The sequence below is a fragment of the Rhodocista pekingensis genome (assembly GCF_042665545.1).
Lineage (GTDB): Bacteria > Pseudomonadota > Alphaproteobacteria > Azospirillales > Azospirillaceae > Rhodocista > Rhodocista pekingensis.
Map to the genome: position 1 here is coordinate 1 of NZ_JBHTCM010000029.1, position 18,705 is coordinate 18,705.

At 68.6% G+C, this 18,705-nt stretch carries 13 protein-coding genes; 10 read left to right on the forward strand and 3 right to left on the reverse strand.

The window, feature by feature from the left end:
* Positions 1-394: 394 nt before the first annotated feature.
* From ACFQPS_RS19915 to ACFQPS_RS19925, 3 genes are all read left to right on the forward strand, one after another.
* The gene (locus ACFQPS_RS19915; RefSeq protein WP_377361082.1) at positions 395-3,223 is read left to right on the forward strand and encodes a TonB-dependent receptor; all 2,829 of its coding nucleotides are present in this window, start codon (positions 395-397) and stop codon (positions 3,221-3,223) included.
* A gap of 383 nt (positions 3,224-3,606) precedes the next feature.
* Positions 3,607-6,687: a TonB-dependent receptor domain-containing protein gene (locus ACFQPS_RS19920; RefSeq protein WP_377361084.1), complete on the forward strand. Its 3,081-nt coding sequence runs from the start codon at positions 3,607-3,609 to the stop codon at positions 6,685-6,687.
* A gap of 128 nt (positions 6,688-6,815) precedes the next feature.
* Positions 6,816-7,988, forward strand: coding sequence for an isovaleryl-CoA dehydrogenase (locus tag ACFQPS_RS19925; protein ID WP_377361086.1), 1,173 nt, complete (start codon positions 6,816-6,818; stop codon positions 7,986-7,988).
* Here ACFQPS_RS19925 and ACFQPS_RS19930 read toward each other — a convergent pair.
* Complete coding sequence (locus ACFQPS_RS19930; protein WP_377361088.1) at positions 7,985-9,178, reverse strand: AI-2E family transporter; 1,194 nt, start codon at positions 9,176-9,178, stop codon at positions 7,985-7,987. The two genes, ACFQPS_RS19925 and ACFQPS_RS19930, sit on opposite strands and share 4 nt — an antisense overlap.
* 123 nt (positions 9,179-9,301) lie before the next feature.
* Complete coding sequence (locus ACFQPS_RS19935; protein ID WP_377361090.1) at positions 9,302-9,697, reverse strand: Crp/Fnr family transcriptional regulator; 396 nt, start codon at positions 9,695-9,697, stop codon at positions 9,302-9,304.
* A gap of 135 nt (positions 9,698-9,832) precedes the next feature.
* Between ACFQPS_RS19935 and ACFQPS_RS19940 the strand changes: the two genes are divergently transcribed.
* From ACFQPS_RS19940 to ACFQPS_RS19970, 7 genes are all read left to right on the forward strand, one after another.
* Positions 9,833-10,426: a TetR/AcrR family transcriptional regulator gene (locus ACFQPS_RS19940; protein ID WP_377361091.1), complete on the forward strand. Its 594-nt coding sequence runs from the start codon at positions 9,833-9,835 to the stop codon at positions 10,424-10,426.
* 147 nt (positions 10,427-10,573) lie between these two features.
* Complete coding sequence (locus ACFQPS_RS19945; RefSeq protein ID WP_377361092.1) at positions 10,574-11,758, forward strand: acetyl-CoA C-acyltransferase; 1,185 nt, start codon at positions 10,574-10,576, stop codon at positions 11,756-11,758.
* Between the two features lie 200 nt (positions 11,759-11,958).
* A complete protein-coding gene (locus ACFQPS_RS19950; RefSeq protein WP_377361094.1) occupies positions 11,959-12,819 on the forward strand; it encodes a glycoside hydrolase family 18 protein in 861 nt (286 codons plus the stop codon).
* Positions 12,820-13,009: 190 nt separating this feature from the next.
* Positions 13,010-13,696 carry an SDR family oxidoreductase gene (locus ACFQPS_RS19955; RefSeq protein WP_377361095.1) on the forward strand — a complete coding sequence of 229 codons (687 nt, stop codon included), beginning with the start codon at positions 13,010-13,012 and terminating at the stop codon, positions 13,694-13,696.
* 131 nt (positions 13,697-13,827) lie between these two features.
* Entirely contained in the window at positions 13,828-14,430 is a 603-nt protein-coding gene (locus tag ACFQPS_RS19960) for a 2-hydroxychromene-2-carboxylate isomerase (protein ID WP_377361097.1), read from the forward strand.
* An 8-nt stretch (positions 14,431-14,438) separates the two neighbouring features.
* Entirely contained in the window at positions 14,439-15,470 is a 1,032-nt protein-coding gene (locus tag ACFQPS_RS19965) for an alkane 1-monooxygenase (RefSeq protein WP_377361098.1), read from the forward strand.
* A 125-nt stretch (positions 15,471-15,595) separates the two neighbouring features.
* Entirely contained in the window at positions 15,596-17,599 is a 2,004-nt protein-coding gene (locus ACFQPS_RS19970) for a S9 family peptidase (RefSeq protein ID WP_377361100.1), read from the forward strand.
* Between the two features lie 74 nt (positions 17,600-17,673).
* Here ACFQPS_RS19970 and ACFQPS_RS19975 read toward each other — a convergent pair whose 3' ends face one another.
* Positions 17,674-18,561, reverse strand: coding sequence for a formate/nitrite transporter family protein (locus ACFQPS_RS19975; protein WP_377361101.1), 888 nt, complete (start codon positions 18,559-18,561; stop codon positions 17,674-17,676).
* Positions 18,562-18,705 lie beyond the last annotated feature (144 nt).

Here is an 18,705-nt window from a genome sequence, read left to right on the forward strand (position 1 = left end):
CGCCAACTATCTCAGCAACTCAGGATATGCTTCCGTATAAAACGGAAATGCTCTAGACCGTCCGGCGGGACGGTGGTGATGCGCGCGTTCCGGCAGAGGATGCTGTCGTCCTGTCTCGTGACCGTTCTCTTGAATAAAACATGGGTTCCGGCTGATCCGGGTGGCGGCGCGCCGTCCATTGAGGATCGATGCGTCGATTAAAATGAAAGTGATATGCTATAATTCATAACCACCATATATTCTGCGATTTCGGGTGAAGCGGATTTGTCACGCTATTGAATGGCGGTGACTTTTACCCGGAAGGGTTCATTGCGGTTTCTTTAAGCTCTCTGCTATCCGGCCGGCGACTGCGGGGGCCGGCCCCCGCGCCGTGGGGCAAGGAAAGGAACCGAGAGTGAAGACCCGCACCCGCTTGACCGACAACGGACTGGAGGGCGCCCTGCGCCGCCGCTGCCTGGCCAGCGCCGCCCTGGTGGCCCTCGCCGTTCCGCTGACCGCGCTGCCCGCCCTGGCCCAGGAGGGGACCCAGGGCGGCGGGATCGAGGAGATCGTCGTCACCGGCTCCCGCATCCAGCGCTCGAACCTGACGGCGCCGACGCCGGTGCAGGTGATCGACGCGGCGACGATCCAGTTGAAGGGCAGCACCAACGCCGCCGAACTGATCAACGAACTGCCGGCGGCCGGCGTGCCCGGCGTGTCGACGACCAACTCCAACTTCCTGGTCAGCGCCACGGGCCTGAACCTCGTCGACCTGCGCAACCTGGGCACCGATCGCACCCTGGTGCTGGTGAACGGCCGGCGCCATGTCGGCGGTATCGAGGGCTCGACCTCGGTCGATCTCAACTCCATCCCGTCCGACTTCATCGAGCGGGTCGAGGTGGTGACCGGCGGTGCCTCCGCCGTCTACGGCTCCGAAGCCATCGCCGGTGTCGTCAACATCATCCTGAAGCGCGATTTCCAGGGCGCCTCCTTCAGCGCTCAGACCGGCGTGACCGGAGAGGGTGACGGCGAGAACTACAACGCCTCGGCCACCTTCGGGTCCAACTTCGCCGAGGACCGCGGCAACATCATCGTCAACTTCACCTACGACAAGACCAACGAGGTGGAGTCCAAGGACCGCTCGATCTCGGAGGTGGACGCCTTCTCTTCCGCCGACGGCGTGATCTCCCGCCCGGCGCTCAGCTCCTACGGCCCCGGCGGCCGCTTCATCATCCCCGGTGCCGGCAACCGCAATCCGGACGGCACGCCCTTCGCCACGGCCGTGAACGGCTACAACCGCAACCAGGACCGCCTGATCGCCGTGCCGATCGAGCGCTATCTGCTGTCCACCATCACCCGCTACGATCTGGTCGAGGACGTCAGCTTCTTCTTCGAAGGCACCTACGCCCGGACCGAGACCAGCTCCCGCTCCGAGCCGATCGCCTTCGGTGACAACACGACGATCGGCGTGGGCATCGACGCACCGGTGCTGTCGATCCCTGTCACCAACCCCTTCATCCCGGCGGGTCTGCGCTCGCTGATTCCGGCCGGCACGGACGAGATCCTGTTTGCCCGCCGCTTCAACGAGATCGGGCCGCGCGAATCCGAGATCACCCGCCAGACCTTCCGCTTCGCCACCGGCTTCGAGGGCGAGCTGGCCAACGGCTGGAACTGGCAGACCTACTACCAGTTCGGCAAGGTCACCCAGGACCAGATCTCCACCGGCGTGTTCAACGTCGTCCGCATGCAGGAGGCGCTTAACGCCGAGGTCGGGCCGGGTGGCGCCCTGCAATGCTCCGACGCCCTGGCCCGGGCCCAGGGCTGCGTGCCCCTCGACATCTTCGGAGCCGGCGTGGCGACCGGACCCGGTCTCGATTATGTGACGGCCAATTCCACCTTCGACAGCACGATCCAGCAGCAGACGGCCGGCGCCTTCCTGTCCGGCGACGTGGTGGAGCTGCCGGCCGGTGCCCTGGGGGCGGCGGTCGGTCTGGAGTGGCGCAAGGAGGAGAGCGAGTTCCGGCCCGACGCCCTGTCCATCGCCGGCATCAGCTCGGGCAACCAGAGCGCCTTCACGGCCGGCGACTACGACGTCTGGGAAGCCTATGCGGAGACGGTGATCCCGATCCTCGCCGGCCTGCCGTTCGTCGAGAGCCTGAGCGTCGAGGGCGCGATCCGCTACGCCGACTACAGCACCATCGGCAATGTCTGGGCCTACAAGGCCGGGGCCGAATACCAGCCGGTGCCGGATGTCCGGCTCCGCGGTGTCTGGTCCCGCGCGGTGCGGGCGCCGAACATCGGTGAGCTGTTCACCCCGCCGCGGCAGACCTTCGTCTCGGTCAACGATCCCTGCGCCGGTGTCACCGCGGGGGCGACGGACACGGTGTCCGCGAACTGCCTCGCCACGCCCGGCATCGCGCAGGCGGTGGCGGCCGGCGGTTTCAACCCGACCCAGCTCGACCTCTCCTCCATCCCGGGCTTCAATTCGGGCAACAGCAGCCTCCAGGAGGAGAAGGCCGATACCCTGACCCTGGGCGTGGTCTTCACCCCGTCCTTCATTCCCGGCCTCGCGCTGACGGTCGATTACTTCGACATCGACATCGAGGACGCGATCCAGGGCTTCGGCACGCAGACCACCGTGGACCAGTGCGTGCAGCAGACGGCCTATCCCGACAACATCTTCTGCAACCTGATCCGGCGCGATCCGTCCACCGGCCTGATCGTGGAGATCAATTCGCAGCAGGAGAACGTGGCGACGCAGACGGCCAAGGGCGTGGACGTCGAACTCGACTACCGTTTCGACCTCGCCGACGGTTCGCTGAACCTCAACCTGATCGGCACCTATCTGATCGAGAACGAGAACGTGCCGTTCGAAGATGCCGATCCGGTCGAATCGGCCGGTTCGGTCGGGCTCTCCAAGTACCGCTTCAACCTGCGGACCACCTACGACCAGGGACCGCTGACCTTCAGTTGGCTCCTGCGCTACATCGGGGCGGCGAACATCGACAACGAATCGGAGTTCCCGTCCAACCGGATCGGCTCGCACATCTACAATGACATCCAGGCGCGCTACCGGGTTGCCGAGGGCTACACGGTGTTCGCCGGTATCGACAACCTGCTGAACGAGAAGCCGCCGCTGATCGCTTCGCCCTTCGATGCGAACGTCACCGGCACCGAAACGGCGGCCGACGTGTACGACCCGGTCGGCCGCTTCTTCTATGTGGGCATGCGCGCCGAGTTCTGACGCGCCTCCCGCCCCGGAGCCGGTAAGCGCGAACAAACCCCAGGATTTCTGCCGTCTTGCGCGCGGACCACCGGGGCGGCAACCCTTCCTGGAATGTCCACGGGGGCGTCGCGGGAAACCGCGGCGCCCTTTCTATTGCGCCGCAGCAACGGCGCGCCGGCAGGCTTGCGCTTGATGTCCGGCGGCCCCTGCCGACGGGTGGGAAATTTCCTGTCGATCGATCGACCTTTTGCAAAATTGCAACACGACACGAAATCGTAATCCTGCGCGCTCAGGTGCCGTTGCAACCCGCGCAAGGCGACGGCTAACTCCTTCGAACTGGTCTGCGGATACCCGCTCGGGAGGTGGGGAGCCGCAGGCACAACTGAATCGAAGGGGCATCAATGAGCATTCAGCAGGGAGTTCACGCGCGCGGGTTGAAGACCGCGCTGCTGACCGGCGTTGCCGCGTTCCTGATGACGACCGGCTATGCCGCCGCGCAGGACGCCGTTGTGAAAGGCCGGTCGGAAGCCATGGCCGAGCCGACGACCCAGGTTGCGCAGGCTCAGGTTGCCCAGGCGACGGGTGCGGCGGCTGCGAAGGATGACCTGAAGGTCGAAGAAATTGTCATCACCGGGTCGCGCCTGCGCCGTACCCAGTTCGACGTGCTTCAGCCGACTGTCGAGGTCAACATCGGCTACATCGACCGCCGCGGCTTCACCAACATCGCCGATGCGCTGAACGATGTCCCCGGCTTCGGTACGGCCGTGTCGCCGATCGGCGACCAGAGCACGTTCAACGTCGGCCAGAACTTCGTCAACCTGTTCAGCCTGGGCTCTGCCCGCACGCTGACCCTGGTGAACGGCCGCCGCTTCGTGGCGGGTCGCGCCCCGTCGCTGTTCGGCGATGCCGGGCCGGGTCTTCAGGTTGACATGAACGTGATCCCGACCGCCTTCATCGAGCGGATCGACCGGATCGCGGTGGGCGGCGCGCCGATCTACGGCGCGGACGCCATCGCCGGTACCGTCAACGTGATCCTGCGCGACGATTACGAGGGCGGCGAGGTCGACCTGCTGTTCGGCAACTCGGACGATGACGACGCGAAGAACAAGCGCGTCCGTGCCGCCTACGGTGTGAACTTCGACAACGATCGCGGCAACATCGCCCTGGCGGTCGAGTACAACGACACCCAGGGCCTGCTGTACACCGACCGCAAGCGGACGGCCCAGGACATCACCTTCGTTCCGAATCCGGCGGATACGGGAGCTGCCGACGGCATTCCCGGGCAGCTCTACCGCGAAGGGCGCACCATCCCGCTCGTCACGGCCGGCGGTATCCCGCTCACCGTCAACTCGGGTGGCGGTTCCGCGGCCGCGATCACCAGCCGCTTCTTCCGGATTCCGGACCCGAACAATCCGGGCCAGACCGTGCCGGCCCAGTTCGTGGACGGCCGACTGGTTCCGTTCAACCCCGGCCAGATCTTCTCCGGCTCGGTCGCCATCGGCGGCGACGGGCTCCGGCTGTCGTCCGTGACGTCCTTGCAGGCCCCGGTCGAGCGCAAGCTCGGCGCGATCATGGGTCACTACGACATCCTCGACAATCTGCGCTTCTTCGTCGAAGGCAACTACTCGAAGACGATCGGTTACGAGAACGTCAATCAGCCCGTGTACAACTCCCCCCTGTTCAGTGGTGAGGGTACCGGTCTGACGATGCGGACCGACAATGCGTTCCTCTCCCCCGCGGACCGTGCCGTCCTGTCTGCCGGTGGCCGCACGACCTTCGTCCTCTCCCGCGGCCATCTCGATCTGGTCGATGGCAACGAGAACCGCAGCGAGAACGAGCTGAAGCGCATCGTGACCGGCTTCAGCGGCGACTTCGACATCGCCGATCGCGCGGTCAACTGGTCGCTGTCCTACAACCACGGCAAGACCGAGGGCGAGTTCACCACCACGCAGGTGCTGGACGCGACCTTCCCGCTCGCCATCGATGCGGTTGTCGATCCGGTCACGGGCCAGACCGTCTGCCGTTCGCGGGCTGCCGGCTGCGTGCCGCTGAACATCTTCGGCAACGGCTCGCCCAGCCCCGAGGCGATCGCCTATGTGACGGGCAGGGACGTCTCCCGCTCGGCCATCACGCAGGAGGTCGTCGAGTTCAACGCCGACACCTCGGTCGTCACCCTGCCGGCGGGCGATCTCCAGGTCGGTGTCGGCGCCCTGTGGCGCAAGGAGAAGGGCGACTTCAACCCGGGCGAGATCACGCTCGCCGGTGCCGGTCGCACGGTCGCCATCTCCCCGGTTTCGGGCGACTACACTTCCAAGGAGGTGTATGGCGAGGTGCTGGTCCCGCTGCTGGATGACAGCATGGGCATCCCGCTCGTCCACCGCCTGGAGGCGGAAGGCTCCATCCGCTATGTCGACAACAGCCTGGCGGGCGGTGACGACACCTGGACCATCGGCGGCCGGTACTCGCCGATCCGCGACATCACCTTCCGCGGCAACTGGACCGAATCGATCCGGTCGCCGGCGATCACGGAACTGTTCCTGCCGAAGTCCGATCTGTTCACGACGGCGACCGACCCCTGCGCTACCCGCAATGTGAGCACTGGTCCGAACCCGGCTGTCCGTCAGGCGAACTGCCGTGCGGCGCTGGAGGCGCTCGGCCGCGATCCGAACGCTCCGTTCGTGTCGCGGATCGAGACCGCCACCATCCAGGGTGAGACGGCCGGCAATTCGTCGCTGACCAACGAGAAGGCGAAGTCCTGGTCGGTCGGCGTGGTCGTCAATCCGCGCTTCCTGGAAGACCTGACCATCGCGGTCGACTGGGTCGATATCGAGATCAGCGACGCGATCACGAACCTGTCGGCGTCCGCGCTGTTGCAGGTTTGCTATGACAATCCGGGTTATCCGTCGGCGGCCTGCGACCGCTTCGTCCGCACGCCGCGTTCCGCGGGCCTCATCAACGAGGACGACATCGGCCAGATCACCTTCATCCGGACCGGCTATGTCAACGCGGGCTACACCAACTTCAGCGGCCTGACCGCCACCGCGAACTACGACTTCGATTTCGGCGACTACGGTCAGTTGGCCCTGGGCGGCTCCTACTACTACATCCATCAGTTGGAGACGTCGGTTACCGGTCTGGGCTTCGATCTGGGCAGCGATGCCGGCGAGGTCGGCCAGTCCAAGCACCAGTTCCAGATCCAGGCCGACTACACCTATGACAAGGTTGGTTTGCTGGTTCAGGCCAACTATCTCTCCAGTGCGAAGTTCAACAACGACTTCACGGTCGAGAGCCGTGATATCCTGGAGGTCGACGATTACTGGCGCTTCGACACCACGGCGACGTACATGCTTGCCGATAACGTCGAAGTGCGTCTGGCGATCAACAACCTGTTCGATGTCGAGCCGCCGAAGTACGTGACCGGCGCCGGCGTCTACGACCTGATCGGCCGTTACTACTCCGTCGGTCTGAACGCGAAGTTCTGATCCCGGCAGGTCAGTGCTCTCTACAAGGGCCGCGGTGGCGACACCGCGGCCCTTTTTCATGGCCACTTTCATCCGGGCCGGCCCCCCGCTAGTCTCCCCGGCAAAACCAGTTCCGGGAGAGACGACCCATGATCCCCAACAGCCTGCCCATGATGGATTTCGGTCTGGGCGAGACCGCGGACATGCTGCGCGACACGGTGCGCAGCTTCGCCTCCGACGAGATCGCCCCGCGTGCCGCCGAGATCGACCGCACCGACCAGTTTCCCATGGATCTCTGGCGCAAGTTCGGCGACCTGGGCCTGCTGGGCGTGACGGTGGAGGAGGAATGGGGCGGCGCCGGGCTCGGCTATGTCGAGCACATGGTCGCCATGGAGGAGATCAGCCGCGCCTCCGCCTCGGTCGGGCTCTCCTACGGTGCCCACTCCAATCTGTGCGTCAACCAGATCCGGCTGAACGGCAACCCCGAGCAGAAGCGGCGTTATCTGCCGAAGCTCATCAGCGGCGAGCATGTCGGCGCGCTGGCGATGAGCGAGACCGGCGCCGGCTCCGACGTCGTTTCCATGAAGCTGCGGGCGGAACGGCGGGGCGACCGCTTCGTCCTGAACGGCAGCAAGATGTGGATCACGAACGGCCCCGATGCCGACGTGCTGGTGGTCTATGCCAAGACCGACCCGGCGGCGGGACCCAGGGGCATCACCGCCTTCCTGATCGAGAAGGGCTTCAAGGGCTTCTCCTGCGCGCAGAAGCTGGACAAGCTCGGCATGCGCGGCAGCCACACGGGCGAGCTGGTCTTCCAGGACTGCGAGGTCCCGGAGGAAAACGTGCTGGGCCAGATGAACGGCGGGGTGCGCGTGCTGATGTCGGGCCTGGACTATGAGCGCGCGCTGCTGTCCGCCGGCCCCATCGGCATCATGCAGGCGGCGCTGGACGTGGTCGTGCCCTATGTCCACCAGCGCGAGCAGTTCGGCCAGCCCATCGGCGAGTTCCAGTTCATCCAGGGCAAGCTGGCGGACATGTACGTGGCGCTGAACTCGACCCGCGCCTACGCCTATGCCGTGGGCAAGGCGGCCGACCTTGGCCGCATCACCCGCAAGGACGCCGCCGGCGTCATCCTGATGGCGGCGGAGAACGCGACGAAGGTGGCGCTGGACGCCATCCAGATCCTGGGCGGCAACGGCTACATCAACGAGTTCCCCACCGGGCGCCTGCTGCGCGACGCCAAGCTCTACGAGATCGGGGCCGGCACCTCGGAGATCCGCCGCATGCTGATCGGCCGCGAGCTGTTCCGGGAGTCGCTCTAGCCGTTCCCGTCCTGGCTGCCTTCGACCCGCACCGGCTTGCCCAGCGTGTCGCGGACATAGAGCACCTGGACGAGCGTCATCGCCGTGACCGCGAGCGGCACCGCAAGCAGCACCCCGATGGCGCCGAACAGGGACCCGAAGACCAGGAGAGCGAAAAGCGACACGACCGGGGGAAGGGCGACCGCCCTGCGCTGGATCAGCGGCAGGATCAGGTTGCCCTCCACCTGTTGCAGGGCGACGTAGAACAGCGTCGTCCAGAGGGCCAGCTCCGGGCTGACCGTGAAGGCCAGCAGGATCGCCGGGATCGCGGCCAGGATCGGACCGACGATGGGGATGAACTCCAGCACCCCGGCGATCAGCCCCAGCGCCACCGGGGCGGGCACCCCCAGCAGCCAGAGCCCGATCCCGGTGATGGCGCCGACCAGCACCATCTCCACCAGCATGCCCGCCGACCACTTCCAGAGGGCGCCCCCCGTCGCGTCCAGGGCGCGGCCGATCTGGTCCGTCCGGTCCGCCGGCACCAGCTTCTCGATCCCCGCACGGTACAGCCCCGGCTGGAAGGCGAGATAGACGGCACCGAACAGCACCAGCAGCAGATCGCCCAGGGCACCCGTGATGGCGGCGGCGACGGACCCCGCCTGGCGCACCAGCCAGCCCAGCCCGGCCCCGCTGCTGCCACCGTCGGGGGCGGTCCCGCCCTGTCCGCCGTCCTGGACCTCGCCGCCGGTCAGCGGGACACCGCCTGTCAGCCCGAGCAACTGCCGGCCCCAGCCGGTGGAGCGCAGGGCGTCCTCCAGCTTCTGGAGGCTGTCGGGCACCTGCTGGGCGACCTTGCTGAACTGCTGCGAGATCTGCGACCCGAACAGGAAGCCGATGCCGCCCGCGAGTGCGAGCAGGATCAGCAGCACGATGACGACGGACGTCCCCTCGCCGACAGGCAGGACCCGGCGGAGGAGGTCGGCCAGGCCGCGGATGGCGATGGCGAACAGGATGGCCCCGAACAGCAGCAGCAGGGCATGCGACGCGACCCACAGGGTCGCGGCCAGCCCGACCAGAAGCAGGGCGATCAGGACCCGGCGGACGAAGGTCCGGTCACCGGCCCACCGCCCGGGGGTGTCCTGCCGGGACCTGCCGGCCCCGGACGTGACCGTGCTGCCTGCGCCCGTGCCGGCGACCGCATCGGCATCCATTCCCCATCCCCGCTTCGCTGTTGCGCACAGGGGAACCGGTCCAGGCGGACCATGTTCCCCGGCGGCGGCGGGAAATGCGGACAAGAGGAACGGCTTGCCGCCGTCGCGCCGGCTCCCGCCGCGTCAGCGCAGCGGGGCGTCGGGCGGGGTGATGCGCCCCTCCAGCTCGTCCAGGCGGCGGGCCATGTGGCGGATGTTGTCGATCAGGATCTGCACGAGCTGGTGCAGCAGCGGGTCGGCGCCGTACAGGCTTTCGCGCAGCACGCTGGCCGGCATCCGCATCACCGTCGAGCGTTCCTCCGCGCTGGCGTTGGCCATGCGGGGCTTGCGGTCGAAGATCGCCATTTCCCCGAACACGCCGCCCTTCTCCACCGTGCCGATCCGGGTGGGATGGGCGGGGTCGCCCCGCCAGACGACGACACGGCCGGATTCGACGACATAGAGGCTGTCGCCTGGGTCGCCCTCGCGGAAGATGATGTCCCCGGGTTCGACGGTGCGGCGCTGAAAAGCGGCGGACATGGACGGACCTGGATGCAATTGTCCCGGCGACTGCATACACCCGCGCCCGGCGCTTGTCGCCTGTGTTCGCGGTTCCGCAGACCGGACGTCAGCCGCCTTCTTGACAGGCGAACGGTCGTTCGGTGCAGTAGCCGCATGGGCAAGGGCGAACGCACGCGGGCCGCGATCCTGGATCAGGCGCTGGCCGTCACCAGCACCGAGGGGGTGACCGGGCTGACGATCGGCACGCTGGCCGACCGGCTGGGCATGTCCAAGAGCGGGCTGTTCGCCCATTTTGGCTCCAAGGAGCTGTTGCAGCAGGCGGTGCTGGAGCGGGCCCTGGAACTGTTCACCGAGCGCGTGCTGCGCCCCGCCGTCGCCCGCCCCCGCGGCCTGCCGCGGATCGAAACCTTCTTCGACGGCTGGATCGTCTGGATCCGGGAGGGGGTGCCGCCCGGCGGCTGTCCGCTGGAGACGGCGGCGAAGGAACTGGACGACAAGCCCGGAACCTTGCGCGACCTTGTCGCCCGAACGCACGGGCAGCTCATCGACTTCGCCACCGATCTGGCCCGCCGGGCGGTGGCGGAGGGGCATCTGCGGCGGGATCTGGATGCCGAGCTGTTCGCCTTCGAGATGACGGGCATCGCCTTCGGCTTCTCCCACATGCACCGGATGATGCGGCATCCGGGGGCGGAGCGGCTGGCCCGCACCGCCTTCGCCTCGCTGCTCGACCGCTCGCGCCCGGCCTGACGCCGGTCACCGCCTGACCGGCGCCCTGCGGCTCCCGCATCGGGCATCGACCGGACCCCGGCCTTCGGCTAGGGTCCGCCCGCGCGCCCGTCGCGCGACCACCCCTGGACACGAGCCATCGGGAAAGGACCATCGGGAGTGAACGCCATGTCACAGGATCCAGTCGTCATCGTCTCCGCCGCCCGCACCGCCATGGGCGGCATGATGGGCGATCTGTCGCCCCTGCCGGCGGCGCAGCTCGGCGCCGCCGCCATCCGGGCCGCCGTCGACCGCTCCGGCGTCGCGCCGGAGGAGATCGACGAGGTCGTCATGGGCAACGTGCTCCAGGCCGGCCAGGGCCAGGCCCCCGGCCGTCAGGCGGCGCTGGGCGCCGGCCTGCCCATGCGGGTGCCCTGCACCACCATCAACAAGATGTGCGGCAGCGGCATGAAGGCCGCCATGCAGATCCACGACGCCATCGTCGCCGGCTCCATCGGCATCGGCCTCGCGGGCGGCATGGAGAGCATGTCCAACGCCCCCTATCTGCTGGACCGCGCCCGCGGTGGTTACCGCTACGGCCATGCCACGGTCTACGACCACATGGCGCTGGACGGGCTGGAGGACGCCTATGACCGCGGCCGCGCCATGGGCACCTATGCCGAGGACACGGCCACCCGCTACCAGTTCACCCGCGAGCAGCAGGACGACTACGCGCTGGAGAGCCTGCGCCGTGCGCGGGAGGCGGGGGACAAGGGCCGTTTCGCCGCCGAGCTGGTGCCCGTCACCGTGAAGACCCGCGCCGGCGAGACCGTGATCGACCGGGACGAGCAGCCGGCCAAGGCGAAGCCGGAGAAGATCCCGACCCTGAAGCCGGCCTTCCGCAAGGACGGCACCGTCACCGCGGCCAACAGCAGCTCGATCAGCGACGGGGCCGCTGCCCTGGTGCTGATGCGCCGGTCCGAGGCGGAGCGGCGCGGGCTCAAGGTGCTGGGCGCCATCCGTGGCCATGCCAGCCACGCCCAGGAACCGGCCTGGTTCACCACGGCCCCGGTCGGCGCGATGCGCACCCTGTTCGAGAAGACCGGCTGGCAGGCCCGCGACGTTGACCTGTTCGAGATCAACGAGGCGTTCGCCGTCGTCAGCATGGCGGCGATGCGGGAGTTCGACCTGCCGCGCGACAAGGTCAACGTGCATGGCGGCGCCTGCGCGCTGGGCCACCCGATCGGCGCCTCGGGTGCGCGCATCCTGGTCACGTTGCTGAACGCGCTGGAGCAGTACGGGCTGAAGCGCGGCGTCGCCAGCCTGTGCATCGGCGGCGGCGAGGCGACGGCCATGGCGGTCGAGCGGCTCTGACGTCCGCGAGGGGCCTGGAGGAAGGCCACCGGTCCCGTTACGGGGCGGTGGCCTTTTTCATGCCCCCTGTTCACAGCCGGGCGGGAGCGGCGTCCAGGGTATGGCGGTCGCCTGTCGGAATCATGCCGCGAAAAAGGCATGGCACTTATACCAACTGATGGTAGCATGTCTCGAACGGAAACCTGTTCGGGGAGGATGCCATGCTCGACAGTGCCACACCTGAGACCAACCGTCTGGTGATCTACTACAACAGCAACGCGACGTCGCTCTCCAGTTTCGCCGCGACCGCCTATACCCATGTCATCCTGTCCTTCGCCCGGCCGGACGCCAGCGGGACCATGGTGCTGGACGGCAATCTCACCGCCACGGTCATGGGCCAGATCCCGACCCTCAAGAGTGCCGGGAAGAAGGTGATGCTGGCGCTGGGCGGTGGTGCCTGCTCCTCCGGCCAGTGGCAGCAGATGGCGGGCAACATCCAGTCCGCCGCCGGCCAGCTCGCCGCGATGGTCCAGACCTACGGCCTGGACGGCATCGACATTGATTTCGAGGACAGCGCGGCCTTCACGGGCAGCGCGGGCTACGACGGCACGCAGTTCCTGATCAATCTGACCCAGGCGCTCTACGGGACGCTGCCGGCCGGGGCGCGTCTGATCTCCCACGCGCCGCAGTCGCCTTACTTCTTTCCCGGCTGGTCCAGCGCCTATGTCAAGATCATGGACACCGTGGGGGCGCAGATCGATTTCCTCAATATCCAGTACTACAACAATCCCAACTTCCAGGAGCCGTCCTTCATCCTCGGCACCTCCGCCGGTTCCGTCGCCGGGATGATCGCGGCCGGCATCCCCCACACCAAGATCGTCATCGGCAAGCCGGTGGGGCCGAACGATGCCGGCAGCGGCTGGATGCCCGTGTCGGACATCGCTAGCCAGATCGTGACCCCGCTGGTCTCCATCTACGGCAGCATCGGGGGCGCCATGGGCTGGCAGGCGGCCAGCGACCCGACCGGAAGCTGGGGCGCCACGCTGGCAGCGGCCATGGCGCCGGCTGCTGCCGTCGCCTGACCCGGGGGGGCGCGCCACCGCCCGGCACGATCTGTCCGGGCGGTGGTGCGGTACATCACGGGACCCGATCTCCGGACCCGATCTCCGCGCGGCGCAGGGGCATAAGCCCTGCGGCGGGCATGACAGCGGCGGACGGGGGCGTTAGCCTGCGCTGGACCCGCGGGATTCCGCAACCGGAGAGGAGCAGGACATGCCCACACTCGTCGTCACCGGCGCCAGCCGGGGCATCGGGCTGGAGTTCGCCCGGCAGTACGCCGCCGACGGCTGGCGCGTCATCGCCGGCGTCCGCCACCCGGATAAGGCCGAGGCGCTGCGCGCCGTGTCCGGTGTCGAGGTCCACCGCCTGGATGTCGCCGATCCCGCCAGCATCGAGGCGTTCGCGGCCGGGCTGGAGGGGGAGGTGGTGGACCTTCTCATCAACAATGCCGGCATCATGGGTCCGCACCCGCACCAGCAGAATCAGGTCACGCTGGATGTGGCCGGCTGGGAGGAGACGCTGCGGGTCAATGCCCTGGGTCCGGTGCTGGTGACCCTGGCGCTGACCCCGAACCTGACCCGGGCCCTGAAGCCGGTGGCGGCGACCGTCACCAGCCAGATGGGCTCCATCGCCGAGAACAGCGGCGGCGGCTACTACGCCTACCGCATGTCAAAGGCGGCCGTGAACATGGGCATGAAGAACCTGTCGCTGGACCTGCGCGACCGCAACATCGCGGTCGTCGTGCTGCATCCCGGCTGGGTGCAGACCGACATGGGCGGCGAACAGGCCCCGGTGAAGCCGGCGGAAAGCGTGGCCGGGCTGCGCCGCGTGCTGGCCGGGGTCGGCATCGGCCACAGTGGTCGCTTCTACAGCTACCGCGGGGAGGAACTGCCCTGGTGACGTTCCCCGGGGCGGATCCGTCCTGAGGACGGACGTGCGGGTGCCGTTGCGCCCGCCGCCGTCCGGGCGTTACGCTTCCGCCGACGAAACCCGGACCGAAGAGACCGGGACCGACGGGAAGGAAGGACGCCGTGGCCGCACCGATCGAGTTCTATTTCGATTTCGCCTCGCCCTACGGCTATCTGGCCGCGACCCAGATCGATGCGCTGGGCGCGCGGGCCGGCCGCACCGTTGACTGGAAGCCGATCCTTCTGGGGGCGGTCTTCAAGGTCACCGGCCAGCGCCCCCTGATGGAGCGGCCGCTCGCCGGCGACTACCTGCTGCACGACGTTCCCCGCTTCGCCCGCCTGCTGGGCGTGAAGCTGACCATTCCGGAGCGGATGCCCATCGCCGCCCTGGCCGCCTGCCGTGCCTTCTGGTGGTTGCAGCCCGACCGGCCGGAGCTTGCCCGGCTGCTGGCGCAGGCCGTCTACCGGGCGCACTGGGGGGAGGGGCGCGACCTCGGCCCGGCGGAGGCGGTGGCGGAGGTCGCGGCCGATCTCGGCATCGACCCGGCGGCGCTGGCGGAGGGCCTCCAGGACCCGACGGTGAAGGAGCGGCTGCGCGCCGCCAACGAGGAGGCGGTGGCCAAGGGGGTCTTCGGTTCCCCCTTCTTCATCGCGGACGGCGAGCCCTTCTGGGGGGCGGACCGGATGGGGCAGCTCGAACGCTGGCTCGAAACCGGCGGCTGGTGAGGCCGGCCATGGTCGGCGGGCTGGGGCACGCCTTCGGCGCCTTCATCGTCCCCGGGCTGGCGGCCCTGGGCCTGGGTCTGGGCGGCTGGTGGGTGCTGCTGCCGGTGATCTGGTTCGCCGGACTGGCGGCGCTGCTGGACCTGCTGCTGCCGGAGGAGACCCGTTTCCGGGTGCCCGACGGCGGCACCGGCGGGGGCTGGGTGGTGTGGGCCATGTTCCCGCTGCTGGCCGGGCTGCTGGCCTATGCCCTGCATCTGGTCGCGGCGGGGGCCTTCACCTTCTGGGAGTTCCTGGGCGCCGCCCTGGCGGTGGGGCTGGTGCAGGGCAGCGTCGGGCTGACCGCCGCGCATGAGCTGATCCACCGCCCGCGGCTGTGGGAGCGGGGGCTGGGCGTCGCCATCTCCTCGCTCGTGCTCTGGGCCGTCTTCCGCATCGAGCATGTCCACGGCCATCACCGCACCGTGGGCACACCCGACGATCCGACGACGGCCCGGCTGGGCGAGAGCCTCTACGCCTACATTCCCCGTTCGGTCCTGGGCGGCCTGACCGAGAGCTGGCGGCTGGAGCGGGAGCGGCTGCACCGCCGCGGCATGGGTCCCTGGCACTGGCGGAACCGCAACCTGCACTACGCTGTGATCCAGGGGGCGCTGCTGGTCGGCGTCACCCTGTGGGCCGGGCTGCCGGGGCTGCTGTTCTTCGTGATCCAGGCCTGGATCGCCGTGCAGCTCCTGATGACCACCGGCTACATCGAGCATTACGGCCTGCAACGCCGGCCCGACGGGCGCGGCGGCTGGGAACGGATCGGTGCCCGCCACAGCTGGAACTCCGCCCACCGCCTGACCAACTGGACCACCTTCAATCTGGGCCTGCATGCCGAGCATCACCGCTGGCCCGGCAAGGCCTTCCCCGAACTGGTGGACGATCTGGACGCCATGCGGATGCCGTTCGGCTATCCGGGCATGGCGCTGCTGGCGATGGTGCCACCGCTCTGGTTCCGGGTGATGGACCCGCTTGTGCTCCAGGCGCGGGCCGCTGCCTGAGTCCGGACGGGGGGCCGGGGAAGGGACCAATTCCGCCCCGTGCGGCCGGGCCACCCCTCGCGCCCGGAACCGATCCTGCTATCCTCCCGCCCGGCAAGACCAAACCGGGACGCTTCCAAGGGGGCATGATGATGATCGAGTGGAACAAGCGGCTGCGCGCCGGAACCCTGGCCCTGGCCCTGACGGCGGCGCTGCCGCTGGCCCTGGCCGCCCTGCCGGCGGACGCGCGCGACGTGCAGCGGGTCGAGCGCGGCACGCTGGTGACGGAGGACGTGCCGGCGGTGGACGAGGCGCTGGCCGAGCGCTACCGCGCCTATCTGAACGCCCGCTCCGCCGGTGTGCTGGACTGGACGGCCGACGGCACGGGCCTGCTGATCTCCACCCGCTTCGGGGAGACGAACCAGCTCCACCTTGTCATGCAGCCCCTGGGGGCGCGGCAGCAGCTCACCTTCAAGGAGGAGCCGATCACCAACGGCCGGCTCTCCCCGCGGGAAGGCAGCGCGGACCTGATCTACAGCTGGGACCGCGGCGGCAGCGAGCAGTTCCAGCTTTTCCGCCAGGACCTGAAGACCGGCGCCGTCACCATGATCACCGACGGCACGTCGCGCAACCAGGGCCTGCTGTGGTCGTCCAAGGGGGACCGTGTCGCCTTCGCCAGCACCCGCCGCGACGGCAGGAACACCGATGTCTACGTCGCCACGCCGGAGCAGGCGGCGACCGCCGAGCCGCTGGTGGCGGAGACCGGGAGCTGGGGGCCGGTCGCCTGGTCCACGGATGACGGAAGGCTGCTGGTCGGCAAGTCGATCTCCGTGGCGCGGTCGCAGCTCTGGGTCGTGGACGTGAAGACCGGGCAGAAGACCCGCGTGAAGCCGGAAATGGACGATGTCCACCTCTCCGGTGTCGGCTTCACGCCGGACGGCAAGGGCGTCGTCCTCGTCTCCGACGAGGCGGGCGAGTTCAAGCGGCTGGGCATCTACGACCTTGCCGGCGGCAAGACCCGCTGGATCTCGGAGGACCTGCCCTGGGACGTGGAAGAGGCGGAGCTGAGCCATGACGGCCGGCTGCTCGCCTACACGGTCAACGAGGCCGGCTATTCCACCCTGCACCTGCTGGACATGACCAGCCTGAAGCCGCTGCCGGCGGCGGACCTGCCCAAGGGCACCGTGGGCGGCCTGCGCTTCAGCCCGGACGGCACCCGGCTCGCCGTCTCCGTCTCCCGCCCGACGGCGCCGTCGGACGTGTTCGTCATCGACGTCGCCGGCCGCACGGTGACGCAGTGGACCCGGAGCGAGGTCGGCGGGCTGAACACGGACCGCTTCGCCGATGCGACCCTGATCCAGTACCCGACCTTCGACAAGGTGGACGGCAAGCCGCGCCTGATCCCGGCCTTCGTCTACAAGCCGCAGGGCGCTGCCGGGAAACTGCCGGTGATCATCGACATCCACGGCGGGCCGGAGGGCCAGACCCGGCCCAGCTTCAGCTCCGGCGTGCAGTTCTGGGTGAACGAGCTGGGGGCGGCCGTGGTGCGGCCGAACGTCCGCGGCTCCACCGGCTACGGCAAGACCTATGTCGGCCTGGACAACGGCTTCAAGCGGGAGGATTCGGTCAAGGACATCGGGGCGCTGCTGGACTGGATCGCCACCCAGCCGGACCTGGACCCCAAGCGGGTCGTCGTGGTCGGCGGCTCCTACGGCGGCTACATGACGCTCGCCAGCATGACGCACTTCAACGACCGGCTGGCCGGCGGTTCCTCTTCGGTCGGCATCTCCAACTTCGTCACCTTCCTGGAGAGCACGGCCGACTACCGCCGCGACCTGCGCCGCGTCGAGTACGGCGACGAGCGCGATGCCAGGATGCGGGAGCATCTGGTCGCCATCTCGCCGCTGACCAACGCCGGGAAGATCACCAAGCCCATGCTGATCATCCAGGGGGCCAACGATCCGCGCGTGCCGCGTGGGGAGTCCGAGCAGATGGTGGCGCAGATCCGCAAGAACGGCGGCGACGTCTGGTACGTGCTGGCGATGGACGAGGGCCACGGCTTCCGCAAGCGCACCAACCAGTTCTATGCCGGCATGGCGCAGGCCATGTTCTTCCGCAAGGTGTTCGCCGGCAACGGCAGCGCCGGCTGACCGCCCGGCCGGTAACGGACGGGAGCGGGGGCGGGTCCGGACGGGGCCCGCCCCCGTTCCGTTTCCGGCCGGGCCTAATCCTCATACATCTCCGCCCGGATCTGGGCATGGTGGATCAGGGCGACGAGCCCCACCCCGCCCGCGACATTGCCCAGCAGGGTCGGCGCCATGAAGCCGAGCATGGCCTCGGACCAGGGGATCGCTCCGGCGAAGGCCGCATAGGACACCTCCACCGACCCGGCGATGATGTGCGCCAGATCCAGCAGCGCGATCAGGTAGGTGATGAGGATGATGACGAAGGGGCGCGCGACGCCCGACAGCGGTTGCAGCCAGACCAGCAGCGCGATCAGCCAGCCCGCCACCACCGCCTTGCCGAAGGTCGTCCACCAGGGGAACCCGGCGACATGCGTGCCGAGATCGACGAACGCCTCCTTCAGCGGAGGCTCGAAGATCGCCGTCCGGTGGGCGACGAAGGCGAAGGCCAGGGTGCCGACCACGTTGAAGGCGAAGACGATCCCCCAGAGACGCAGCATCGCCCGCAGCGCCCGCCAGGACCGGTGGTGCAGCAGCGGCAGCATCACCGTCAGCGTGTTCTCGGTGAAAAGCTGCTGCCGCCCCAGGATCACGATCAGGAACCCGAAGGCATAGCCGAAACTCGCCACCAGCCCCGCCCACTCCGCCCCGTCGGGCATGCCGGCCCGCATCGCGCCCAGCCCCACCATGGAGAAGCCCATGGAGAGGCCGGCGGCCAGCGCCGACCAGACGAGGGCGGAGGTCGGGCGGCCGAGCTGTTCCTCCCCCTCCTTGCGGATCGCCTCGTGGATGACGGCGGCGCGGGGCGCCGACATCCGGCGGACATCCTTCTTCTCCGTCTGGCGCAGGCGGGGGGAGGGCTCCGGTTCCGGGACCGCATGATCGTCGCTGTAGAGGGTGCGGCGGAAGGGGGCGTCCTGGTCGGTCATCGCGGGTCCCGTCTGTGGCGGCATTCCACCACAACACCCCCGGCGGCGTTCCGTCCGTCCTGCTTGCGCCGCTCCCGCGCGGTCGGATATTCCCAGGCGTACAAGAGACCGGCCGCGCTGATCCCAGCCCAGGGCCGGCGCCAG